This is a genomic window from Streptomyces coelicoflavus, from assembly GCF_003112555.1.
Taxonomy (GTDB): Bacteria; Actinomycetota; Actinomycetes; order Streptomycetales; family Streptomycetaceae; genus Streptomyces; species Streptomyces coelicoflavus.
In genome coordinates this window covers 1-16,306 of sequence record NZ_BEWB01000005.1, presented here as the reverse complement: position 1 = coordinate 16,306, position 16,306 = coordinate 1, and the positions used below count along the sequence as shown (strand labels likewise).

Sequence of the window (16,306 nt, the reverse complement as noted above, 5' to 3'; positions counted from 1 at the left end):
GGTGTCTGCGGAGGTGGGGAAGTGGCATTGGACGGGGCCCGGGCGAAGACGGCTTCCGGCGGCCGGGGCAGGGTCACGATCACGGACATCGCCCGCCGCGCGGGGGTCTCGGTGCCGACCGTGTCCCGGGTGGTGAACGGCCGGTCGGACGTGTCGCCCGGGACCAGGGCGCGGGTGGAGGAACTGCTGCGCCGGCACGGGTACCGCAAGCGCGCCGCCGCGCCCGGGCGCCGGGCCGCCCTGCTCGACCTGGTCTTCAACGACCTCGACAGCCCCTGGGCCGTGGAGATCATCCGCGGGGTCGAGGAGGTGGCCCACGCCGCCGGGGTCGGCACCGTGGTCTCCGCGGTCCACGGCCGCTCGGGCGACGCACCTCGGTGGATGCGCAATCTGCGGGCCCGGGCCTCGGACGGCGTCGTCCTCGTCACCTCGGCCCTGGATCCCGTGCTCCACCAGGAGCTGCGCATCCTCGGCGTGCCCCTGGTCGTCGTCGACCCTGCGGGCTCCCCGGCACTGGACGTGCCCACGGTCGGCGCGGCCAACCGGGAGGGCGGCACGGCGGCCACCGAGCATCTGCTGGCGCTGGGGCATCGCAGGATCGGCCTGATCGCCGGGCCGCCGCGGCTACTGTGCTCGCGGGCCCGCCGCGACGGCTACCGCGCCGCCCTGGAAGGCGCCGGCGTCGCCGTGGACGAGTCGCTGATCGTCCCCGGCGACTTCCGTCACGAGTCCGGCTTCGCGGCCTGTGAAGCCCTGCTGGCTCTGCCCGAGCCGCCGACGGCGGTCTTCGCGGCCAGCGACCAGATGGCGCTCGGTGCGATCGAGGCGCTGCGCCGGCGCGGGGCGAGGGTGCCGCAGGACATGAGCGTCGTCGGTTTCGACGACCTTCCGGAGGTCCGCTGGTCGGCGCCGCCGCTGACGACCGTGCGCCAGCCGCTCGCCGAGATGGGCCGGGTGGCCGCGCGCACGGTGCTCCGCCTGACCCGCGACGAGGATCCGGACCCGCCGCGGGCCGAACTGGGCACGGAGCTGATCCTGCGCGCCAGCACGGCACCCCCGCCGGGGATCGCGACACCGTCCGGTTGAGCCGTCCGCCTATGCCCTGCGCCCGAGCCTGCGGCGCGGCGCACGCACCACGACCTGTCCCCAGCTGACCTCGCCCGTGATCTCCACCCTCAGCACCACGGGCACCCCGGTGTCGACGCTCCTCGGCGTCTTCACCTCGCCGTAGCTGGTCACGAGTGAGTCGGTGTCCACCACGATGCCGGGCCGGGTCAGGATCTTCAGCGCCCCGGCCCGCAGGTCGAGGTCGATGCGGAGGGTGTCGTGCGTGATCACCGCCCGGGCGAGGTCCAGCGTCACCTCGCCCCAGGCGGACCGGATCTCCATGCGCCGCGGCACCACCCAGCCCTCGCCCCGCCGGGTGGACGTGCCCTGCTGCTCGATACGGACGACGTCCTTGGCCGCGGGGGCCGCGGCGCCGTCCGCCGCGAGCGGCAGGTCGGCGGTCAGGGCGGCCAGCTCGTCCTGGGTGCGTGCGGTGAGCGCCGCTCCCACCCGGTCGTCCAGTTCCTCGGCGGTCAGCCTGCCGTCTCCGGCGGCGGCGCTCAGTATGTCCACGGCCCGGTCCCGGTCCGCGTGCGAGGCGCGGAGCGCGGGCGTCACGACACCCTGTGAAGACTGCACCGGCATGGCTCGACCCCGATCTCCCCGGGCGTCCCGTGAACGCCCCACCACTGCGAGGAACTAACGCTATATCGCGTCATACTCCATAGCCAACCCCTCGTCCACCGTTTCCGTCCCGCGGCCTATCGTGACCCGCATGGAGTCCTACACGATCGGCCGGGCGGCGCGGCTGCTCGGCGTCAGCCCGGACACCGCGCGCCGCTGGGCCGACGCGGGCCGGATCGCCACCCGTCGCGACGAGGGCGGGCGGCGCGTCGTCGACGGGCGCGACCTGGCCGCGTTCTCGGTCGAGCTCGCCCGCTCCGGCGGCGCCGACGAGGAGACCCCGTACACCTCGGTCCGCAACTCGTTCCCGGGGATCGTCACCGCCATCAAGCTCGGCGACGTCGCGGCCCAGGTCGAGATCCAGGCCGGCCCGCACCGGCTCGTCTCCCTGCTGACCAGGGAGGCGGTGGAGGAACTCGGCCTCGAGGTCGGCGTCGAGGCCACGGCGCGGGTGAAGTCGACGAATGTACACATCGACAGAACCTGACCCACGCGTCCCCCCGGCTGCCGGCACCGCCCTCACCACCGGCGCCGCGGTGTGCGCAGCAAGGGCGACGACATGCCGAGAGGCTCCGTCCGGGCCGTGCGAGCCCGGACGGAGCCTCTCTCACTCCCGTGTCGGGGCTCAGTCCTCGTACGCGTCCAGCGGCGGGCAGGAGCAGACCAGGTTGCGGTCGCCGTAGGCCTGGTCGATGCGGCGCACCGGCGGCCAGTACTTGTCGGCGGCGGACACACCGGCCGGGAAGACGGCCTCCTCGCGCGTGTACGCGTGGTCCCACGCGCCGCCGAGCGCGGCCGCGGTGTGCGGGGCGCCGCGCAGCGGGTTGTCCTCTGCGGGCCAGGCGCCGGAACCGACCTTCTCGATCTCCGCGCGGATGGCGATCATCGCCTCGCAGAACCGGTCCAGCTCGGCCAGGTCCTCGGACTCGGTCGGCTCGATCATCAGCGTGCCGGCCACCGGGAAGGACATCGTCGGCGCGTGGAAGCCGTAGTCGATCAGCCGCTTGGCGACGTCGTCGACGCTCACGCCGGTGGCCTTGGACAGCGGACGCAGGTCGATGATGCACTCGTGCGCGACCAGCCCGCCGGGGCCGTTGTAAAGCACCGGGAAGTGCGCCTCCAGGCGCTTGGCGATGTAGTTGGCGGACAGCACGGCCACCTGCGTGGCGCGCTTGAGCCCCTCACCGCCCATCAGGCGGACGTACGACCACGAGATCGGCAGGATGCCCGCCGAACCCCAGGGCGCCGCCGAGACCGGGCCGACGCCCGTCTGCGGACCGGCCGCGGGCTGCAGCGGGTGGTTGGGCAGGTACGGCGCCAGGTGCGACCGTACGGCCACGGGGCCGACGCCGGGACCGCCGCCGCCGTGCGGGATGCAGAAGGTCTTGTGCAGGTTCAGGTGGGAGACGTCGCCGCCGAAGTGGCCGGGCTTGGCCAGGCCGACCAGGGCGTTGAGGTTGGCGCCGTCGACGTAGACCTGGCCGCCCGCGTCGTGCACCTGGGCGCAGATGTCGGCCACGTGCTCCTCGAACACGCCGTGCGTCGAGGGGTACGTGATCATCAGCACGGCCAGCTCGTCGCGGTGCTTCTCGATCTTGGCGCGCAGGTCCTCGACGTCGATCTCGCCGTCCTCGGCGGTCTTGACGACGACGACCTTCATACCGGCCATCACGGCGCTGGCGGCGTTGGTGCCGTGCGCGGAGGACGGGATGAGGCAGACGGTGCGCTGCTCGTCGCCGTTGGCCCGGTGGTAACCGCGTACGGCGAGAAGTCCGGCGAACTCGCCCTGCGACCCGGCGTTGGGCTGGAGCGAGACCTTGTCGTACCCGGTGACCTCGGCGAGCCGTTCCTCCAGCTCGCGGATGAGGGTGAGGTAGCCCTGGGCCTGCTCGGCGGGCGCGAAGGGGTGCAGCGCGCCGAACTCGGGCCAGGTGACCGGCTCCATCTCGGTGGTCGCGTTGAGCTTCATGGTGCAGGAGCCCAGCGGGATCATGCCGCGGTCCAGCGCGTAGTCCCGGTCGGCGAGGCGGCGCAGGTAGCGCAGCATCGCGGTCTCGGAGCGGTGCTGGTGGAAGACGGGGTGGGTCATGAAGTCGTCGGTGCGCAGCAGCGCCTCGGGCAGCGTCTCCCCGGTCTCCGCGTCCAGCGACTCGACGTCGCCCTCCACGCCGAAGGCGTGCCACACGCCGCCGACCTGGGCGCGCGTGGTGGTCTCGTCGCAGGCGAAGGACACGTGGTCGGCGTCGACGAGCCGCACGTTGATGCCGTTCTCGCGGGCGGCGTGCACGATCGCGCCGGCCCGGCCGGGCACCCGCGCGGTGACGGTGTCGAAGTAGGAGCCGTGGACGATCTCGACGCCGCCGGCGGCGAGACCGGCCGCGGTGATCGTGGCGTACCGGTGGGTGCGCCGGGCGATGGCCCGCAGCCCCTCGGGACCGTGGTAGACGGCGTACATGCCGGCCATGACGGCGAGCAGCACCTGCGCGGTGCAGATGTTGCTGGTGGCCTTCTCGCGGCGGATGTGCTGCTCGCGGGTCTGGAGGGCCAGGCGGTAGGCCTGGTTGCCGTCGGCGTCCACGGAGACGCCGACCAGGCGGCCGGGCAGGCTGCGGGCGAACTTCTCGTGGACGGCCATGTAGCCGGCGTGCGGTCCGCCGAAGCCCATCGGCACGCCGAAGCGCTGGGTGGTGCCGACGGCGATGTCCGCACCCAGCTCGCCGGGCGAGGTGAGCAGCGTGAGGGCGAGCAGGTCGGCGGCGACGGTGACGAGGGCGCCCAGCTCGTGCGCCCGGTCGATCACCGGCTTGATGTCGCGGACGGCACCGGAGGCGCCCGGGTACTGGATCAGGACGCCGTTGATCTCCCGCTCGGCGACCTCGGCGGGGATGCCCTCGCTCAGGTCGGCGACGACGACCTCGACGCCGGTCGGCTCGGCCCGGGTCTGTATCACGGCGACGGTCTGCGGCAGGGCGTCCGCGTCGACCAGGAAGAGGCCCTTCTTGTTCTTGCCCATGCGCCGGGACAGCGCCATCGCCTCGGCGGCGGCGGTGCCCTCGTCGAGCAGCGAGGCGCCGGAGGTGGGCAGGCCGGTCAGCTCGGCGACCATCGTCTGGAAGTTCAGCAGGGCCTCGAGCCGCCCCTGCGAGATCTCCGGCTGGTACGGCGTGTACGCCGTGTACCAGGACGGGTTCTCCATGACGTTGCGCAGGATCACCGGCGGGGTGAAGGTGCCGTAGTAGCCGAGGCCGATCATGGAGTCGAGGACCTGGTTGCGGTCGGCCAGGGAGCGCAGCTCGGCCAGCACCTCGGCCTCGGAGCGCGCGCCCGGCAGGTCGAGCCGGTCGGCGTTCTTGATCACATCCGGCACCGCGGCGGCCGTCAGTTCGTCGAGCGAACCGTAACCGACCTGCGCGAGCATCTTGGCCCGGGCCTCGTGGTCGGGGCCGATGTGGCGCTGCTCGAACGGCGCTGCCTGTTCGAGTTCGGAGAGCGGAGTGCGATGGGCGGTCATTGCGGAGGCCTCCTGGTCTGACGACCTTCGAGGGGCACCACGGCGCGGGTACCCGGACGGCCTCCCCCTCTGTCATCTCAACCTGAGAGCTTCACCGGAGGAGCCCGGAGGCTCTTCCGGCTTTCACCGTCGGTGAGAGCGGAAGCCGTCGACACCCGCCCTGCTTTCCAGAGTGACCTCGTCCGTGCGGTACGTGAGCCTGAGAGATTCCGGGGAGGATTTGCTCCTTCGGCGCCTCCGGTGGTGTCCGGAGGACTCTCCCGCGCGGGGTCAGCGGCCGTTTGCCAGCGTACCAGCGAGGCACTCGTGAGAACTTCGAGTGGCCGACCGACCACATGTGCTCTTTTGTAGTACTTACGGATGATTAGGCGGCTGGTGTGCGACCCAGTGCGGCCCAGTGGTGCGATCAAGTGGAGGGCCCCGTGCGTACTGACATCGATCCGCGGAACCTGATCGGCCGCAAGGCGTTCGACCGCGACGGCACCAGGATCGGCACCGTGGACGAGGTGTACCTCGACGATGCCACCGGCGTCCCCGAGTGGGCGGCGATACGGACCGGCCTCTTCAGCAGGGACGCCTTCGTCCCCCTGGAGCCCAGCGAGCTGGTCGAGGGCACCCTGCGCGTGCCTTTCGACCGGTCCCTGATCAAGGAGGCGCCCGACTTCGGCGTCGGCCGCCATCTCTCGCCGGAACAGGAACTCCAGCTCTACCACCACTACGGCCTGGACGTGGCGGCCGCTCCCCCGCCTCCCGACCACGACTTCGGCAAGCTGGCCGGCAAGGGCAACGACGACGGCTGACCCGCCGCCCGCGCCACTCCCGCCCGCACTACCCGGCCACCCGTCGCGCGGAGCCGCCCCCACCGGGCGGACCGACGGGTTCTCCACCGGGTCTTCGGACCACTGGGGAGACCAGTGGCAGGGGGTCCGCCGGGGCCAGCTCCGGGTCGTCCACCGGGAACGTCCGCACCCGGCCGACCTCGGAGTACGGCGTCTCGAACCGCACGGTGACCCGTCCGAGGCCGCTGCCCTGCACCCACCCGTGTCCGAGCTCCGCGTGCCGTACGTCGTGCCCGGCGGGCCACCGGCGCTCGGCGGGCGAAGGAGCCTGCTCCTCGACGGGCCCGGCCTCGGGCTCCTCGGCCGGTTCCTCGGAAACGTCACCCGCGGCCTGCGCGAACAGGTCCTCCTGCGTGTAGTCGGCGAGCCCGCTGACGCCCACCCCGAGCAGCCGCACGCCGCCCGTGGTGTCCACCGAGTCCAGCAGTCTGGCGGCGGCCTCCCGGACCACCGCGGGGTCGTCGGTGGGCCCGCGCAGCGTCTCGGAGCGCGTCAGCGTGGAGAAGTCGTATCGGCGCACCTTGAGCACGATGGTCCGCCCGGACAGACGGGAGGCCCGCAGCCGCCGCACGCAGCGGTCCGCCAGCCGTCCCACCTCGACGCCGACCCGCACCCGGTCGTGGATGTCCACGTCGTAGGTGTCCTCGACCGACACGGACTTGGTCTCCCGCTCGGCCACCACGGGCCGCTCGTCGCGTGCCAGCGCCATGGCGTACAGCGCGTGGCCGTGCGCCTTGCCCAGCAGCCGCACCAGCTCGTCCTCGCCCGCCTCGGCGATCTCGCCGACCGTGGTGATCCCCGCCCGGCGCAGGTGGTCCCCCGTGGCCGGTCCCACTCCGGGCAGCGTCCGCACGGTCATCGGCTCCAGCATGGCCCGCTCCGTCCCCGGTGGGATGAGGACCAGTCCGTCGGGCTTGGCCTCCTCCGAGGCGATCTTGGCGAGCATCTTGGAGGCGGCGAGCCCGACGGAGCCGGTGAGGCCCGTGACGGTGCGGATGTCGGCGCGCAGCTTCACCCCGGCCAGCCGCGCCGAATCCGCGTCCCGGGCTGCCTGGCCGGCCTCCAGGTCCACGAAGGCCTCGTCCAGGCTGAGCGGCTCCACCAGGGGCGACAGCTCCCGCAGCAGCCGCATGACCTGCTCGCTGATCGACCGGTAGAGCTCGAAGCGCGGAACGAGATAGGCGGCGTGGGGCGCCAGCCGGCGTGCCTGGCCCATCGGCATCGCGGAGTGCACGCCGAACACCCGCGCCTCGTACGAGCAGGTGGCGACCACGCCGCGCGGTCCGAGACCGCCCACGACCACGGCCTTCCCGCGCAGACTCGGCTTGGACGCCTGCTCCACCGAGGCGAAGAAGGCATCCATGTCGAGATGCAGGATCGTGGGCGCGGTTCTCACGTCTCCGATGCTGCCCTACGCCACTGACAATGCCCTCACCGGACGGCTCCGGGGCGCGGCGGGGTCAGACCGCCCGGTTGTTCCGCCGCCGGGCCAGTTCGTCGGCCGGATTGTGCCCGACCAGGGTCTCCCCCGTGTCGATCCGCTCGCCGTGCAGCTGGGACAGCGCGCTCTCCACGTCCCGCCACACCACGCCGACGGCGATCCCGAAGATGCCCTGGCCGCCCTGGAGCAGGGCGTGCACCTCGTCGGGCGAGGTGCACTCGTAGACGGTGGCGCCGTCGCTCATCAGCGTCATCCGCTCCAGGTCGCGAAAGCCGCGCTCCCGCAGGTGCTGGACGGCGGTGCGGATGTTCTGGAGCGACACCCCGGTGTCGAGGAAGCGCTTGACGATCTTCAGCACGACCACGTCGCGGAAGCTGTACAGCCGCTGCGTCCCGGATCCGTGCGCGGGCCGCACACTGGGCTCCACGAGGCCCGTGCGCGCCCAGTAGTCCAGTTGCCGGTAGGTGATGCCGGCGGCCGCGCAGGCCGTCGGCCCGCGATAGCCGATCTGCTCGGACGCCATGGACGTCGCCCCTCCGCTGGTCGGCAAGGCTGCCGGTCGCTGTGGACCGGGATCGGCCGCGCCACCGTGCCGGGCGTGGCCCGCGCCTGCGCGAAGCCGGGAACCCGGGGGAGGGTACGGACCGCCTGCCCCGAGGCTGTGCCCGGGGCCACCCCCAACCGTACCGTCGCCGCTGATTCTCACGCCGACCTCCGTCCTTGACCTGCCTCCTCGAAGGTAGGCAGTCACCAAGGGTGCGTCAACGATCGCCACACTCGGCACGCCGAGTGATAATCACCCTACGAGTGGTTTCGCGTGCCCAGTTCCGGGAAAGGCTGGTCGGATGTGCCCGGACGGGGCCCGTGAGGCCCCGAATCCGCCCCGGCCGCACACCTCACTGGTTGCTGGTTCCGAAGTCCTCGGGCGAGATCTGGTCGAGGAACTCGCGGAACTTCTCCACCTCGTCCTCCTGCTCGTCCGGGATGGAGATACCGGCTTCGTCGAGGAGCGTCTCGCTGCCGTAGATCGGCGTACCGGTGCGCAGGGCGAGCGCTATGGCGTCGGACGGCCTGGCGCTGACCTCGACCCCGCTCGCGAAGACCAGCTCGGCGTAGAAGACGTTGTCCCGCAGGTCGGTGATGCGCACTTCCGTGAGCTCCTGCCCGACGGCTTCCAGCACGTCCTTGAACAGGTCGTGGGTCAGCGGCCGTGCGGGAGCCATGCCCTGCTGGGCGAAGGCGATCGCCGTCGCCTCCCCCGGTCCGATCCAGATGGGAAGGTAACGGTCGCCGCCCACCTCGCGCAGCAGCACGATCGGCTGGTTGGAGGGCATCTCGACCCGGACACCTACGACATCGAGCTCGTTCACACAGCAACCCTAGGCCGTGCCCGGGACGTTTGGGTAGTCGGGCCGGGATCGGGTGGGCGATCCGGGTCCGGACCGGGGGTCGATTCCGGACGCTCGCCCCTGCCCGCTTCAGGGCAGCCGCACGCCCAGAGCGGTCTGCACCAGGGCCGCGTGCAGTTTCACCGCGAGCCCCGCCAGCTCCTTGGTGCGGGCTTCGGCGTGTGCCCTGGTCTGGGGGTTGCGGTGGCGCTTCAGCGGGGCCACCACCTGGTCCACGAGCCCGGCGTCCCGGTCGGCGGCCGCCTTCATCACCCGCAGGTGCCGCGGCTCGATCCCGAACCGCCCCAGCTCCACCACCAGCGACGCCACGGTGACCGCCTCGGCGTCGTACGCCCCGTCGGCCAGCGGGGCGAGGAGTCCGTACGACTCCCACTCCTTCAGCTCCTGGTCGCCGATCCCGGCGGCGGCCAGCAGCTCGTCCCGCCCGATCCGGGCCACCGTCGGGCCCTCTGCGGGCTCCGGTACGGCCTGCTCCCCGTCCCGCTGCCGGCCGACCCTCGGCAGGGAAACCGCCTCACCGCGCTCCACGGCGTCCAGGTGCTCGCGGATCACCTTGAGCGGCAGATAGTGGTCCCGCTGCATGCGCAGCACCTGGCCGAGGCGCTCGACGTCGTGCGCGCTGAACTTGCGATACCCGGCCGGGGTCCGCCGCGGCTCGACGAGACCCTCCGACTCCAGGAAACGGATCTTGGAGATGGTGATGTCGGGGAACTCGTCACGCAGCGCGTTCAGCACCGCGCCGATGCTCATCAGCCCACTGTCCGTGGCGGCGGCGCCTTGCCCGGCACCGCCGCTCGGTGTTTGAAACATGGACCTTCCCTGGAGGTTCCCCGGGCGGGGGCCCGGGGGCGGGTCAGTAACCCCGCTGGCTCGCGTAGAACACCAGCCGGTACTTGCCGATCTGCACCTCGTCGCCGTTCGACAGGGCGACCTGGTCGATGCGCTCCCGGTTGACGTAGGTGCCGTTCAGGCTGCCGACGTCGGCGACCGTGAACGAGCCGTCCGGGCTGCGGCGGAACTCCACGTGCCGGCGCGAGACCGTCACGTCGTCCAGGAAGATGTCGCTCTGCGGGTGACGCCCGGCGGTGGTCAGCTCACCGTCCAGCAGGAAGCGGCTGCCCGAGTTCGGGCCGCGGCGCACGACCAGGAGCGCGGAGCCCAGCGGCAGCGCGTCGACGGCCGCCTGCGCCTCGGGAGAGAGCGCCGGCATCGCCGTCTGGCCGGTGACCTCGGCGTCGTAGGCCTCCAGACCCGAGATGGAGATCGTGGAGGTCGTCTCGGACGCGCGCTCCGGGACCGCACCGGGCCGCAGCGGAGCGCCGCAGTTGGAGCAGAAGCGGCTGTTCTCCGCGTTGCGGTTGCCGCACCTCGTACACACCAGGGCCGACATGGACGGATCCTCCTGCCGCGGCTGCCCCGCCGGGGCGTTCGACGCGTACGGGTCGGGGTTGAACCCTCCGCCCGTACCCGGGGCCGAGGGCTGGCCGAAACCTATGCCGCCGGACTGAGAAGGGTCAACAGACGGCGCGCCGGGACCACCCACCTGGTCCCGGAACATCGGGCGTGAGCCCTCCGCGTCGGGCTGGGCGCGATGACGGGCGGTCGCGTTCTCGCCGCCGCCCTCTCGCGCGCTCTTGCCGAACAACTTCGCAAACAACTTCACGGGCGATTCCCCTTGACCGAAACAGACCCGCCCGTGGGGCAGGACGAACCCTTGCTGAACGCACTGACCGACCCGGACACCTTCACAACGTCCGTCTCCACCAGACAGTTTCCACCACGCACCACCCAATCGGTGCGCCGACCCCCCGCAACCTCATGCCCTCGCCGGACGCCCCCCATGCACCGCCGGTTCACTGGGAGGACGACCGAGCGTAGTCAGGCCGCTCCGCCGCTCGCAAGGCGTCCACGACGATCTTGCTCGACCGCTCAACAGTAACGGTGGCCTGTTCCTTCTCCAGAGTCTGCACCACTCCTCCAGGAATGTTGAGAGCCGGTTCGAGGTCCTGCGGCTTGCCGATGACCTGGAAACGATAGGGCGCGTTGATCTTGTTCCCGTCGACGCTGACGGAGTTGTCGGCGTCGGCGAGGTACGTGCCGGCGACGACCCGGACCCCGTTGACCTGAATCGCCTCCGCACCGGCCGCGCGCAGCTCCTGGATGGCGTCGAGCAGCATGTCCGCCTCGACCGTCCCCTTCGTGTCGTCGATGGTCACCGTGATGCCGGGCCCCTGCGCGGCCACGGTGCCCGCGAGGATGCCCAGTTGCCGCTCCTTCTCGAGCGTCTGCTTGCGGGCCTCCTCCGCCTGGTCCGAGCTGTTCTCCAGCTCGTCGCGCTGCTTCTCGAGGCCCTGCTTCTCGTCTTCAAGACGCTGAGTACGGTCGTCCAGTTCATCGAGGATGCGGACCAGATCCTCCTGGCGGGCGCCACGCAGCGCGCTGTCGCTGTCACTGTTGGACGCCACCTGGACGGCGAGGCCGAAGCCGAGCCCGAACAGGAGCAGGGCCACGATGAGTTGCGCCCGCGTGAGGCGCGGCGGCCACAGCCCCTTCAGGAGCCGCTGCCTGCCGGTCAGCCCGTTCCCCTCCTGCCGCGTCTCCTGCGGCGGGTCGGCCACCCGGTCGTCCGCGTCCGGGGTCTCCCCGGGTGCCACTTCCGCGGGCAGCTCCTTGCGCAGCCGGCCCGGCCCCTGCTCGTCCTGGTCGCTCATCGGCCTCACGCCCGGAAGACGTGGCGTCGGATCGCCGCGGCGTTGGAGAAGATGCGGATGCCGAGGACCACCACGACACCGGTGGACAGCTGGGCGCCGACGCCCAACTTGTCGCCCAGGAACACGATCAGCGCGGCGACGACCACGTTCGACAGGAACGACACCACGAAGACCTTGTCGTCGAAGATGCCGTCGAGCATGGCCCGCAGACCACCGAAGACGGCGTCCAGCGCCGCCACCACGGCGATCGGGAGATACGGCTCCACGGCCGCCGGCACCTCGGGCCGGACCAGCAATCCGGCCACGACTCCCACGACGAGGCCCAGTACGGCGATCACGATGTGCCCTTCTCGGTTATCGGCTGTGCTGTACGTACGATCAGACTCGGTGCGGCCGGCAGCTTGAGGTCGTCCGCGACGGAGAGGGCGGTCCGGATGCCGTAGCTCTCCTGCAGGGCATGCAGGTACAGCCCGTCGGCACTGTCCTGGAACGCCCTGCTCAGCCCCTCGCCGTCCCCCACCGCGAGCACCGTGTACGGCGGCACCAGCGGCCTGTTGTCGACCAGTATCGCGTCACCCGCGGCCCTGATCGCCGACAGCGCCGTCAGACGCTGTCCGTTGATGGAGATCGCCTCGGCGCCCGACTCCCACAGCCCGTTGACCACGCGCTGCATGTCCCGGTCCCGCACCCGGCCCGTGTCGGAGAATCCGGAGGTACCGCGCGGCTTCCCGTCCGCCCCGGTGCCCACGTCCTTGGCGTCGTCGACCACGAGCTTCACACCCGGACCGTGCACCTCGACGGCGCCCGCCAGCATGCCCACGAGGTCGGACCGGTCGCCGTCGCCGCTCTTCTCCAGCGCCTCGCGCCGACGCGCGTTCACGTCGTCGCGCAGCTCGTCGACGCTCTTCTCCAGCTTGTCGGCCGCCGAGGTCTCCGCCTCTATGCGGTCGACGAGCTCTTCGCGCTCCTTGGCGACGACGGGAGCGGCGACCCGCGCCTGGGCCGCCCCGACCGTCACGACCAGGGCCGCGAGCACCAGACCGGCCGCCAGACCCAGCTTGGCACGGAGCGTCTTGGGCATCCCGCCGCCGCCGTCGGCCTTCTTCCGCGCGGCGGCCTCGGCGTATCCGTCGTCGAGGCTGTGGTCCATGACGTTCGTGAGCAACGACATGGACGCGTCCGGGCGCGCGGGCCGCGTGGATGTGCTCCGAACGGGGGGTGGCTGCGGCATGCCGCACATCGTCGCACGCCACCGCCACTACCTCCGAACGGCCCCACCGGCGTGCCGGACAGGCCCCCTTGGGGACACTTGTCCGGCACGCACGCGTGCGGCGCGTTCTACCGGCCGGCGCTGTCCACCACCGCGGCCCACTCGTCCAGCAGCGCCTGCGCGGAGGCGTCGTCGGGGCCCTCGGCCCACAGATGGGTGACCGCCTCCGCCGGGTCGGGCAGCACCATCACCCAGCGCCCGTCCGTCTCGACCACCCGCACCCCGTCCGTGGTGTCGACGAACCGGTCTCCGGCCGCCTCGACGACCCGTCGCATCACCAGGCCCTTCACGGCCCACGGAGTGGCCAGGTCACGCTTGAGGACGTGGGCGCGCGGGATCCGCGCGTCGATCTGGCTGAGCGTGAGCTGCGTGCGCGCGACCAGACCGATGAGCCGCACGAAGGCAGCCGTGCCGTCGTAGACACTGCTGAATTCGGGGACGATGAAGCCGCCCTTGCCGTCGCCGCCGAAGATCGTGCCTTCCTCGCCCCCCACTCGCGTCAGGTCGTCCGGGGAGGTGGTCGTCCACTCGACCTGCGTGCCGTGGTACGCGGCGACCTGCTCGGCGATCCTGGTGGTGGTCACCGGGAGCGCCACCCGGCCGCTGCGCCGCTCGGCCGCGATCAGGTCCAGCATCACCAGCAGAGCCCGGTCGTCCTCGATGATGCGGCCCTTCTCGTCGACGAGCGACAGCCGTTCACCGACGGGGTCGAACCGCACACCGAACGCGGCCCGCGAGGACGCCACGATCTCCCCGAGGCGCACCAGACCGGAGCGCCGCATGTCGGCCGACTCGGTGGGCCTGGCCTCGTCGAGACCGGGATTGATCGTCAGCGAGTCGACGCCGAGCTTCCCGAGCAGGCTCGGCAGCACCAGCCCCGAGCTGCCGTTGGAGGCGTCCACGACCACCTTGAGCCCGGACTCCGCGATACCGGTGATGTCGACATTGCGCAGCAGTGACCCGGTGTACGAGTCGAACACGCTGGACGGGAAGTGCAGGTCCCCGATCTCGCCGGGGAACGCCCGCCGGTACTCCTGCCGCGCGAAGACCCGGTCCAGTTTCCGCTGGCTGCCCTGCGAGAGGTCGGCGCCCTGGCCGTCGAAGAACATGATGTCGACGGAGTCCGGCACACCGAGGGTGGTCCGGATCATGATCCCGCCGGCACTGCCCCGCGCGGTCTGCTGCCGCGCCACGGGCAGCGGTACGTTCTCCAGGTCGCGTACGTCGATGGCGCTGGCCTGCAACGCGGAGATCACCGCCCGCTTCAGCGCACGGGCACCGCGGGAGTGGTCGCGGGCCGTGGTGACGGTGGACCCCTTCTTGAGGGTCGTCGCGTACGCACCGGCCAGCCGCACGGCGAGCTCCGGGGTGATCTCCACGTTCAGGATGCCGGAGACCCCGCGGGCACCGAAGAGGTGCGCCTGCCCGCGGGACTCCCAGATCACCGAGGTGTTGACGAAGGCACCGGCCTCGATGGTCTTGAACGGGTAGACCCGCACGTTGCCCTGGATGATCGATTCTTCACCGACCAGGCACTCGTCACCGATGACCGCGCCGTCCTCGATCCGCGCGGCGCGCATGATGTCGGTGTTCTTGCCGACCACGCAGCCCCTCAGGTTGCTGTGCGGTCCGACGTACACGTTGTCGGCGACCACGGCCTTGTGCAGGAAGGCGCCGCTCTTGACGACGACGTTTGACCCGATGACCGTGTGTTCCCGGATCTCGGCGCCCGCCTCGACCTTGGCGTAGTCGCCGACGTACAGGGGCCCGCGCAGCACGGCGTCGGGATGCACCTCGGCGCCCTCGGCCACCCAGACGCCGGGAGAGATCTCGAAGCCGTCGATGTCGACGTCGACCTTGCGCTCCAGGACATCGGCCTGGGCCTTCACATAGCTCTCGTGGGTGCCGACGTCCTCCCAGTAGCCCTCGGCGACGTAGCCGTAGATGGGCTTGCCTTCCTTCATCAGCTGCGGGAAGACATCACCGGACCAGTCCACGGGCACGTCGGGGTCGACGTAGTCGAAGACCTCGGGCTCCATGACGTAGATCCCGGTGTTCACCGTGTCCGAGAAGACCTGCCCCCAGGTCGGCTTCTCCAGGAAGCGCTCGACCTTGCCCTCTTCGTCGACGATGGTGATGCCGAATTCCAGCGGGTTGGGCACGCGCGTCAGACACACGGTGACGAGCGATCCCTTTTCCTTGTGGAAATTGATCAGGTCGGTGAGGTCGAAGTCGGTCAGGGCGTCGCCGGAAATGACGAGGAAGGCATCGTCCTTCAATGCCTCCTCGGCGTTCTTGACGCTTCCGGCGGTACCGAGTGGCTTCTCCTCGTTGGCATAGGTGAGCTCCATTCCGAGCTCTTCGCCGTCACCGAAGTAGTTCTTGACCAGCGAGGCCAGGAACTGGACGGTGACGACGGTCTCGTTGAGCCCATGCCTTTTGAGCAACCTGAGCACATGCTCCATGATCGGCCGGTTGACCACCGGAAGGAGCGGCTTGGGCATGCTCGAGGTCATGGGACGAAGGCGCGTGCCTTCGCCTCCAGCCATCACGACGGCCTTCATGTCGGAAGCGTCCTCCTCTGAGAGACGACGGTTTAGCCGACTTCACCCGTCCAGGGTCCCGCACTTTTCGTGCGCGGGCCATCCGGCCACTTGGGCCGCACAATCAGCGAGTTCAATCGGCTGCGACGTCCGCACGAACCAGGCGGCGGACCTGCACCACGTAGAGAACACCTGCCCACCAGTACAGGGTTGTACCCCATCCGGCGAACGCCCATCCGAAAACGGCGGCGAGTGACGCGATCCATCCGCTTCCGTCGCTGAGCAGAAGCAGCGGGAAGGCGTACATGAGGTTGAAGGTCGCGGCCTTGCCCAGGAAGTTCACCTGTGGCGGCGGATAGCCGTGTCGCCGGAGGATGCCCACCATCACCAGCAGCATCGCTTCCCGGGCAAGCAGTACAAGGGTCAACCAGAGCGGGAGAATCTCGCGCCAGGTGAGTCCCACCAGCGTCGACAGGATGTAAAGCCGGTCAGCCGCCGGGTCCAGGAGCCGGCCGAGGCTGCTGATCTGATTCCAACGCCGCGCGAGCTTTCCGTCCAGGTAGTCGCTGACTCCGCTGAGGGCCAGCACCAACAGCGCCCAGCCGTCGCTCTGCGGGCCGCCGAACTCGGGCCGCAGGATGAGCCACAGGAACAGGGGCACGCCGGCCAGGCGCGCCATGCTGAGGATGTTCGGGATGGTGAGGACCCGGTCGGTCTGCACGCGGGTCTCCTGGACCTCCACGCGGGGGCCTCCTGGGGGAAACGAGCCAATGATGCTCACTGACCTTACCTCAACGCAAAAAAGCTCTGGCTCTCGGGCTGCGTGCCCAAGAGCCAGAGCTCTAAAAGGA

Annotated in this window: 14 protein-coding genes, 1 pseudogene and 1 riboswitch; of the genes and pseudogenes, 3 read left to right on the top strand and 12 right to left on the bottom strand. The window is 70.8% G+C overall.

Features of this window, described 5'->3' with window-relative positions; genetic code table 11:
- The first annotated feature begins 21 nt into the window (after positions 1-21).
- Positions 22-1,086 (top strand): LacI family DNA-binding transcriptional regulator, encoded by a 1,065-nt coding sequence (locus Sco07f_RS11835; RefSeq protein ID WP_108987821.1) that lies wholly within the window; start codon positions 22-24, stop codon positions 1,084-1,086.
- A gap of 9 nt (positions 1,087-1,095) precedes the next feature.
- Here the strand turns inward: Sco07f_RS11835 and Sco07f_RS11830 are convergent, their stop codons facing one another.
- A complete protein-coding gene (locus Sco07f_RS11830; protein ID WP_244942039.1) occupies positions 1,096-1,665 on the bottom strand; it encodes a DUF1707 SHOCT-like domain-containing protein in 570 nt (189 codons plus the stop codon).
- A 157-nt stretch (positions 1,666-1,822) separates the two neighbouring features.
- On the opposite strand from Sco07f_RS11830, the gene Sco07f_RS11825 reads away from it, so the two are divergent.
- A complete protein-coding gene (locus Sco07f_RS11825; RefSeq protein ID WP_007388208.1) occupies positions 1,823-2,218 on the top strand; it encodes a TOBE domain-containing protein in 396 nt (131 codons plus the stop codon).
- 138 nt (positions 2,219-2,356) lie between these two features.
- On the opposite strand, the gene gcvP is transcribed toward Sco07f_RS11825, so the two are convergent.
- On the bottom strand, positions 2,357-5,242 hold the full coding sequence (gene gcvP / locus Sco07f_RS11820) for an aminomethyl-transferring glycine dehydrogenase (protein WP_108987819.1): 2,886 nt from the start codon (positions 5,240-5,242) through the stop codon (positions 2,357-2,359).
- 177 nt (positions 5,243-5,419) lie between these two features.
- Positions 5,420-5,515, bottom strand: a riboswitch (glycine riboswitch).
- 149 nt (positions 5,516-5,664) lie between these two features.
- Here gcvP and Sco07f_RS11815 point away from each other — a divergent pair.
- Entirely contained in the window at positions 5,665-6,042 is a 378-nt protein-coding gene (locus tag Sco07f_RS11815; protein WP_007388209.1) for a PRC-barrel domain-containing protein, read from the top strand.
- Here Sco07f_RS11815 and Sco07f_RS11810 read toward each other — a convergent pair.
- The 10 genes and pseudogenes from Sco07f_RS11810 to clsA all read right to left on the bottom strand — a co-directional run bounded on the left by Sco07f_RS11810 (position 5,958) and on the right by clsA (position 16,197).
- Positions 5,958-7,477 (bottom strand): annotated as a pseudogene (locus tag Sco07f_RS11810) (DNA polymerase IV). The gene Sco07f_RS11815 and the pseudogene Sco07f_RS11810 sit on opposite strands and share 85 nt — an antisense overlap.
- 64 nt (positions 7,478-7,541) lie before the next feature.
- Entirely contained in the window at positions 7,542-8,228 is a 687-nt protein-coding gene (locus Sco07f_RS11805) for a MerR family transcriptional regulator (protein WP_174855342.1), read from the bottom strand.
- Between the two features lie 190 nt (positions 8,229-8,418).
- Positions 8,419-8,892: a bifunctional nuclease family protein gene (locus Sco07f_RS11800; protein ID WP_042822063.1), complete on the bottom strand. Its 474-nt coding sequence runs from the start codon at positions 8,890-8,892 to the stop codon at positions 8,419-8,421.
- A gap of 108 nt (positions 8,893-9,000) precedes the next feature.
- Positions 9,001-9,741 carry a transcriptional regulator FtsR gene (ftsR, locus tag Sco07f_RS11795; protein ID WP_108987818.1) on the bottom strand — a complete coding sequence of 247 codons (741 nt, stop codon included), beginning with the start codon at positions 9,739-9,741 and terminating at the stop codon, positions 9,001-9,003.
- A gap of 43 nt (positions 9,742-9,784) precedes the next feature.
- Positions 9,785-10,594 (bottom strand): zinc-ribbon and FHA domain-containing protein, encoded by an 810-nt coding sequence (locus Sco07f_RS11790; RefSeq protein WP_078581406.1) that lies wholly within the window; start codon positions 10,592-10,594, stop codon positions 9,785-9,787.
- Positions 10,595-10,784: 190 nt separating this feature from the next.
- Complete coding sequence (locus tag Sco07f_RS11785; protein WP_108987817.1) at positions 10,785-11,642, bottom strand: DUF881 domain-containing protein; 858 nt, start codon at positions 11,640-11,642, stop codon at positions 10,785-10,787.
- A 5-nt stretch (positions 11,643-11,647) separates the two neighbouring features.
- Positions 11,648-11,980 carry a small basic family protein gene (locus tag Sco07f_RS11780; RefSeq protein WP_003977440.1) on the bottom strand — a complete coding sequence of 111 codons (333 nt, stop codon included), beginning with the start codon at positions 11,978-11,980 and terminating at the stop codon, positions 11,648-11,650.
- Entirely contained in the window at positions 11,977-12,813 is an 837-nt protein-coding gene (locus tag Sco07f_RS11775) for a DUF881 domain-containing protein (protein ID WP_164139984.1), read from the bottom strand. Before Sco07f_RS11775 ends, Sco07f_RS11780 begins: the two co-directional genes overlap by 4 nt.
- A gap of 167 nt (positions 12,814-12,980) precedes the next feature.
- A complete protein-coding gene (locus tag Sco07f_RS11770; RefSeq protein ID WP_087792018.1) occupies positions 12,981-15,476 on the bottom strand; it encodes a mannose-1-phosphate guanyltransferase in 2,496 nt (831 codons plus the stop codon).
- Between the two features lie 112 nt (positions 15,477-15,588).
- Positions 15,589-16,197, bottom strand: coding sequence for a cardiolipin synthase ClsA (gene clsA / locus Sco07f_RS11765; RefSeq protein WP_007388195.1), 609 nt, complete (start codon positions 16,195-16,197; stop codon positions 15,589-15,591).
- Positions 16,198-16,306: the final 109 nt, after the last annotated feature.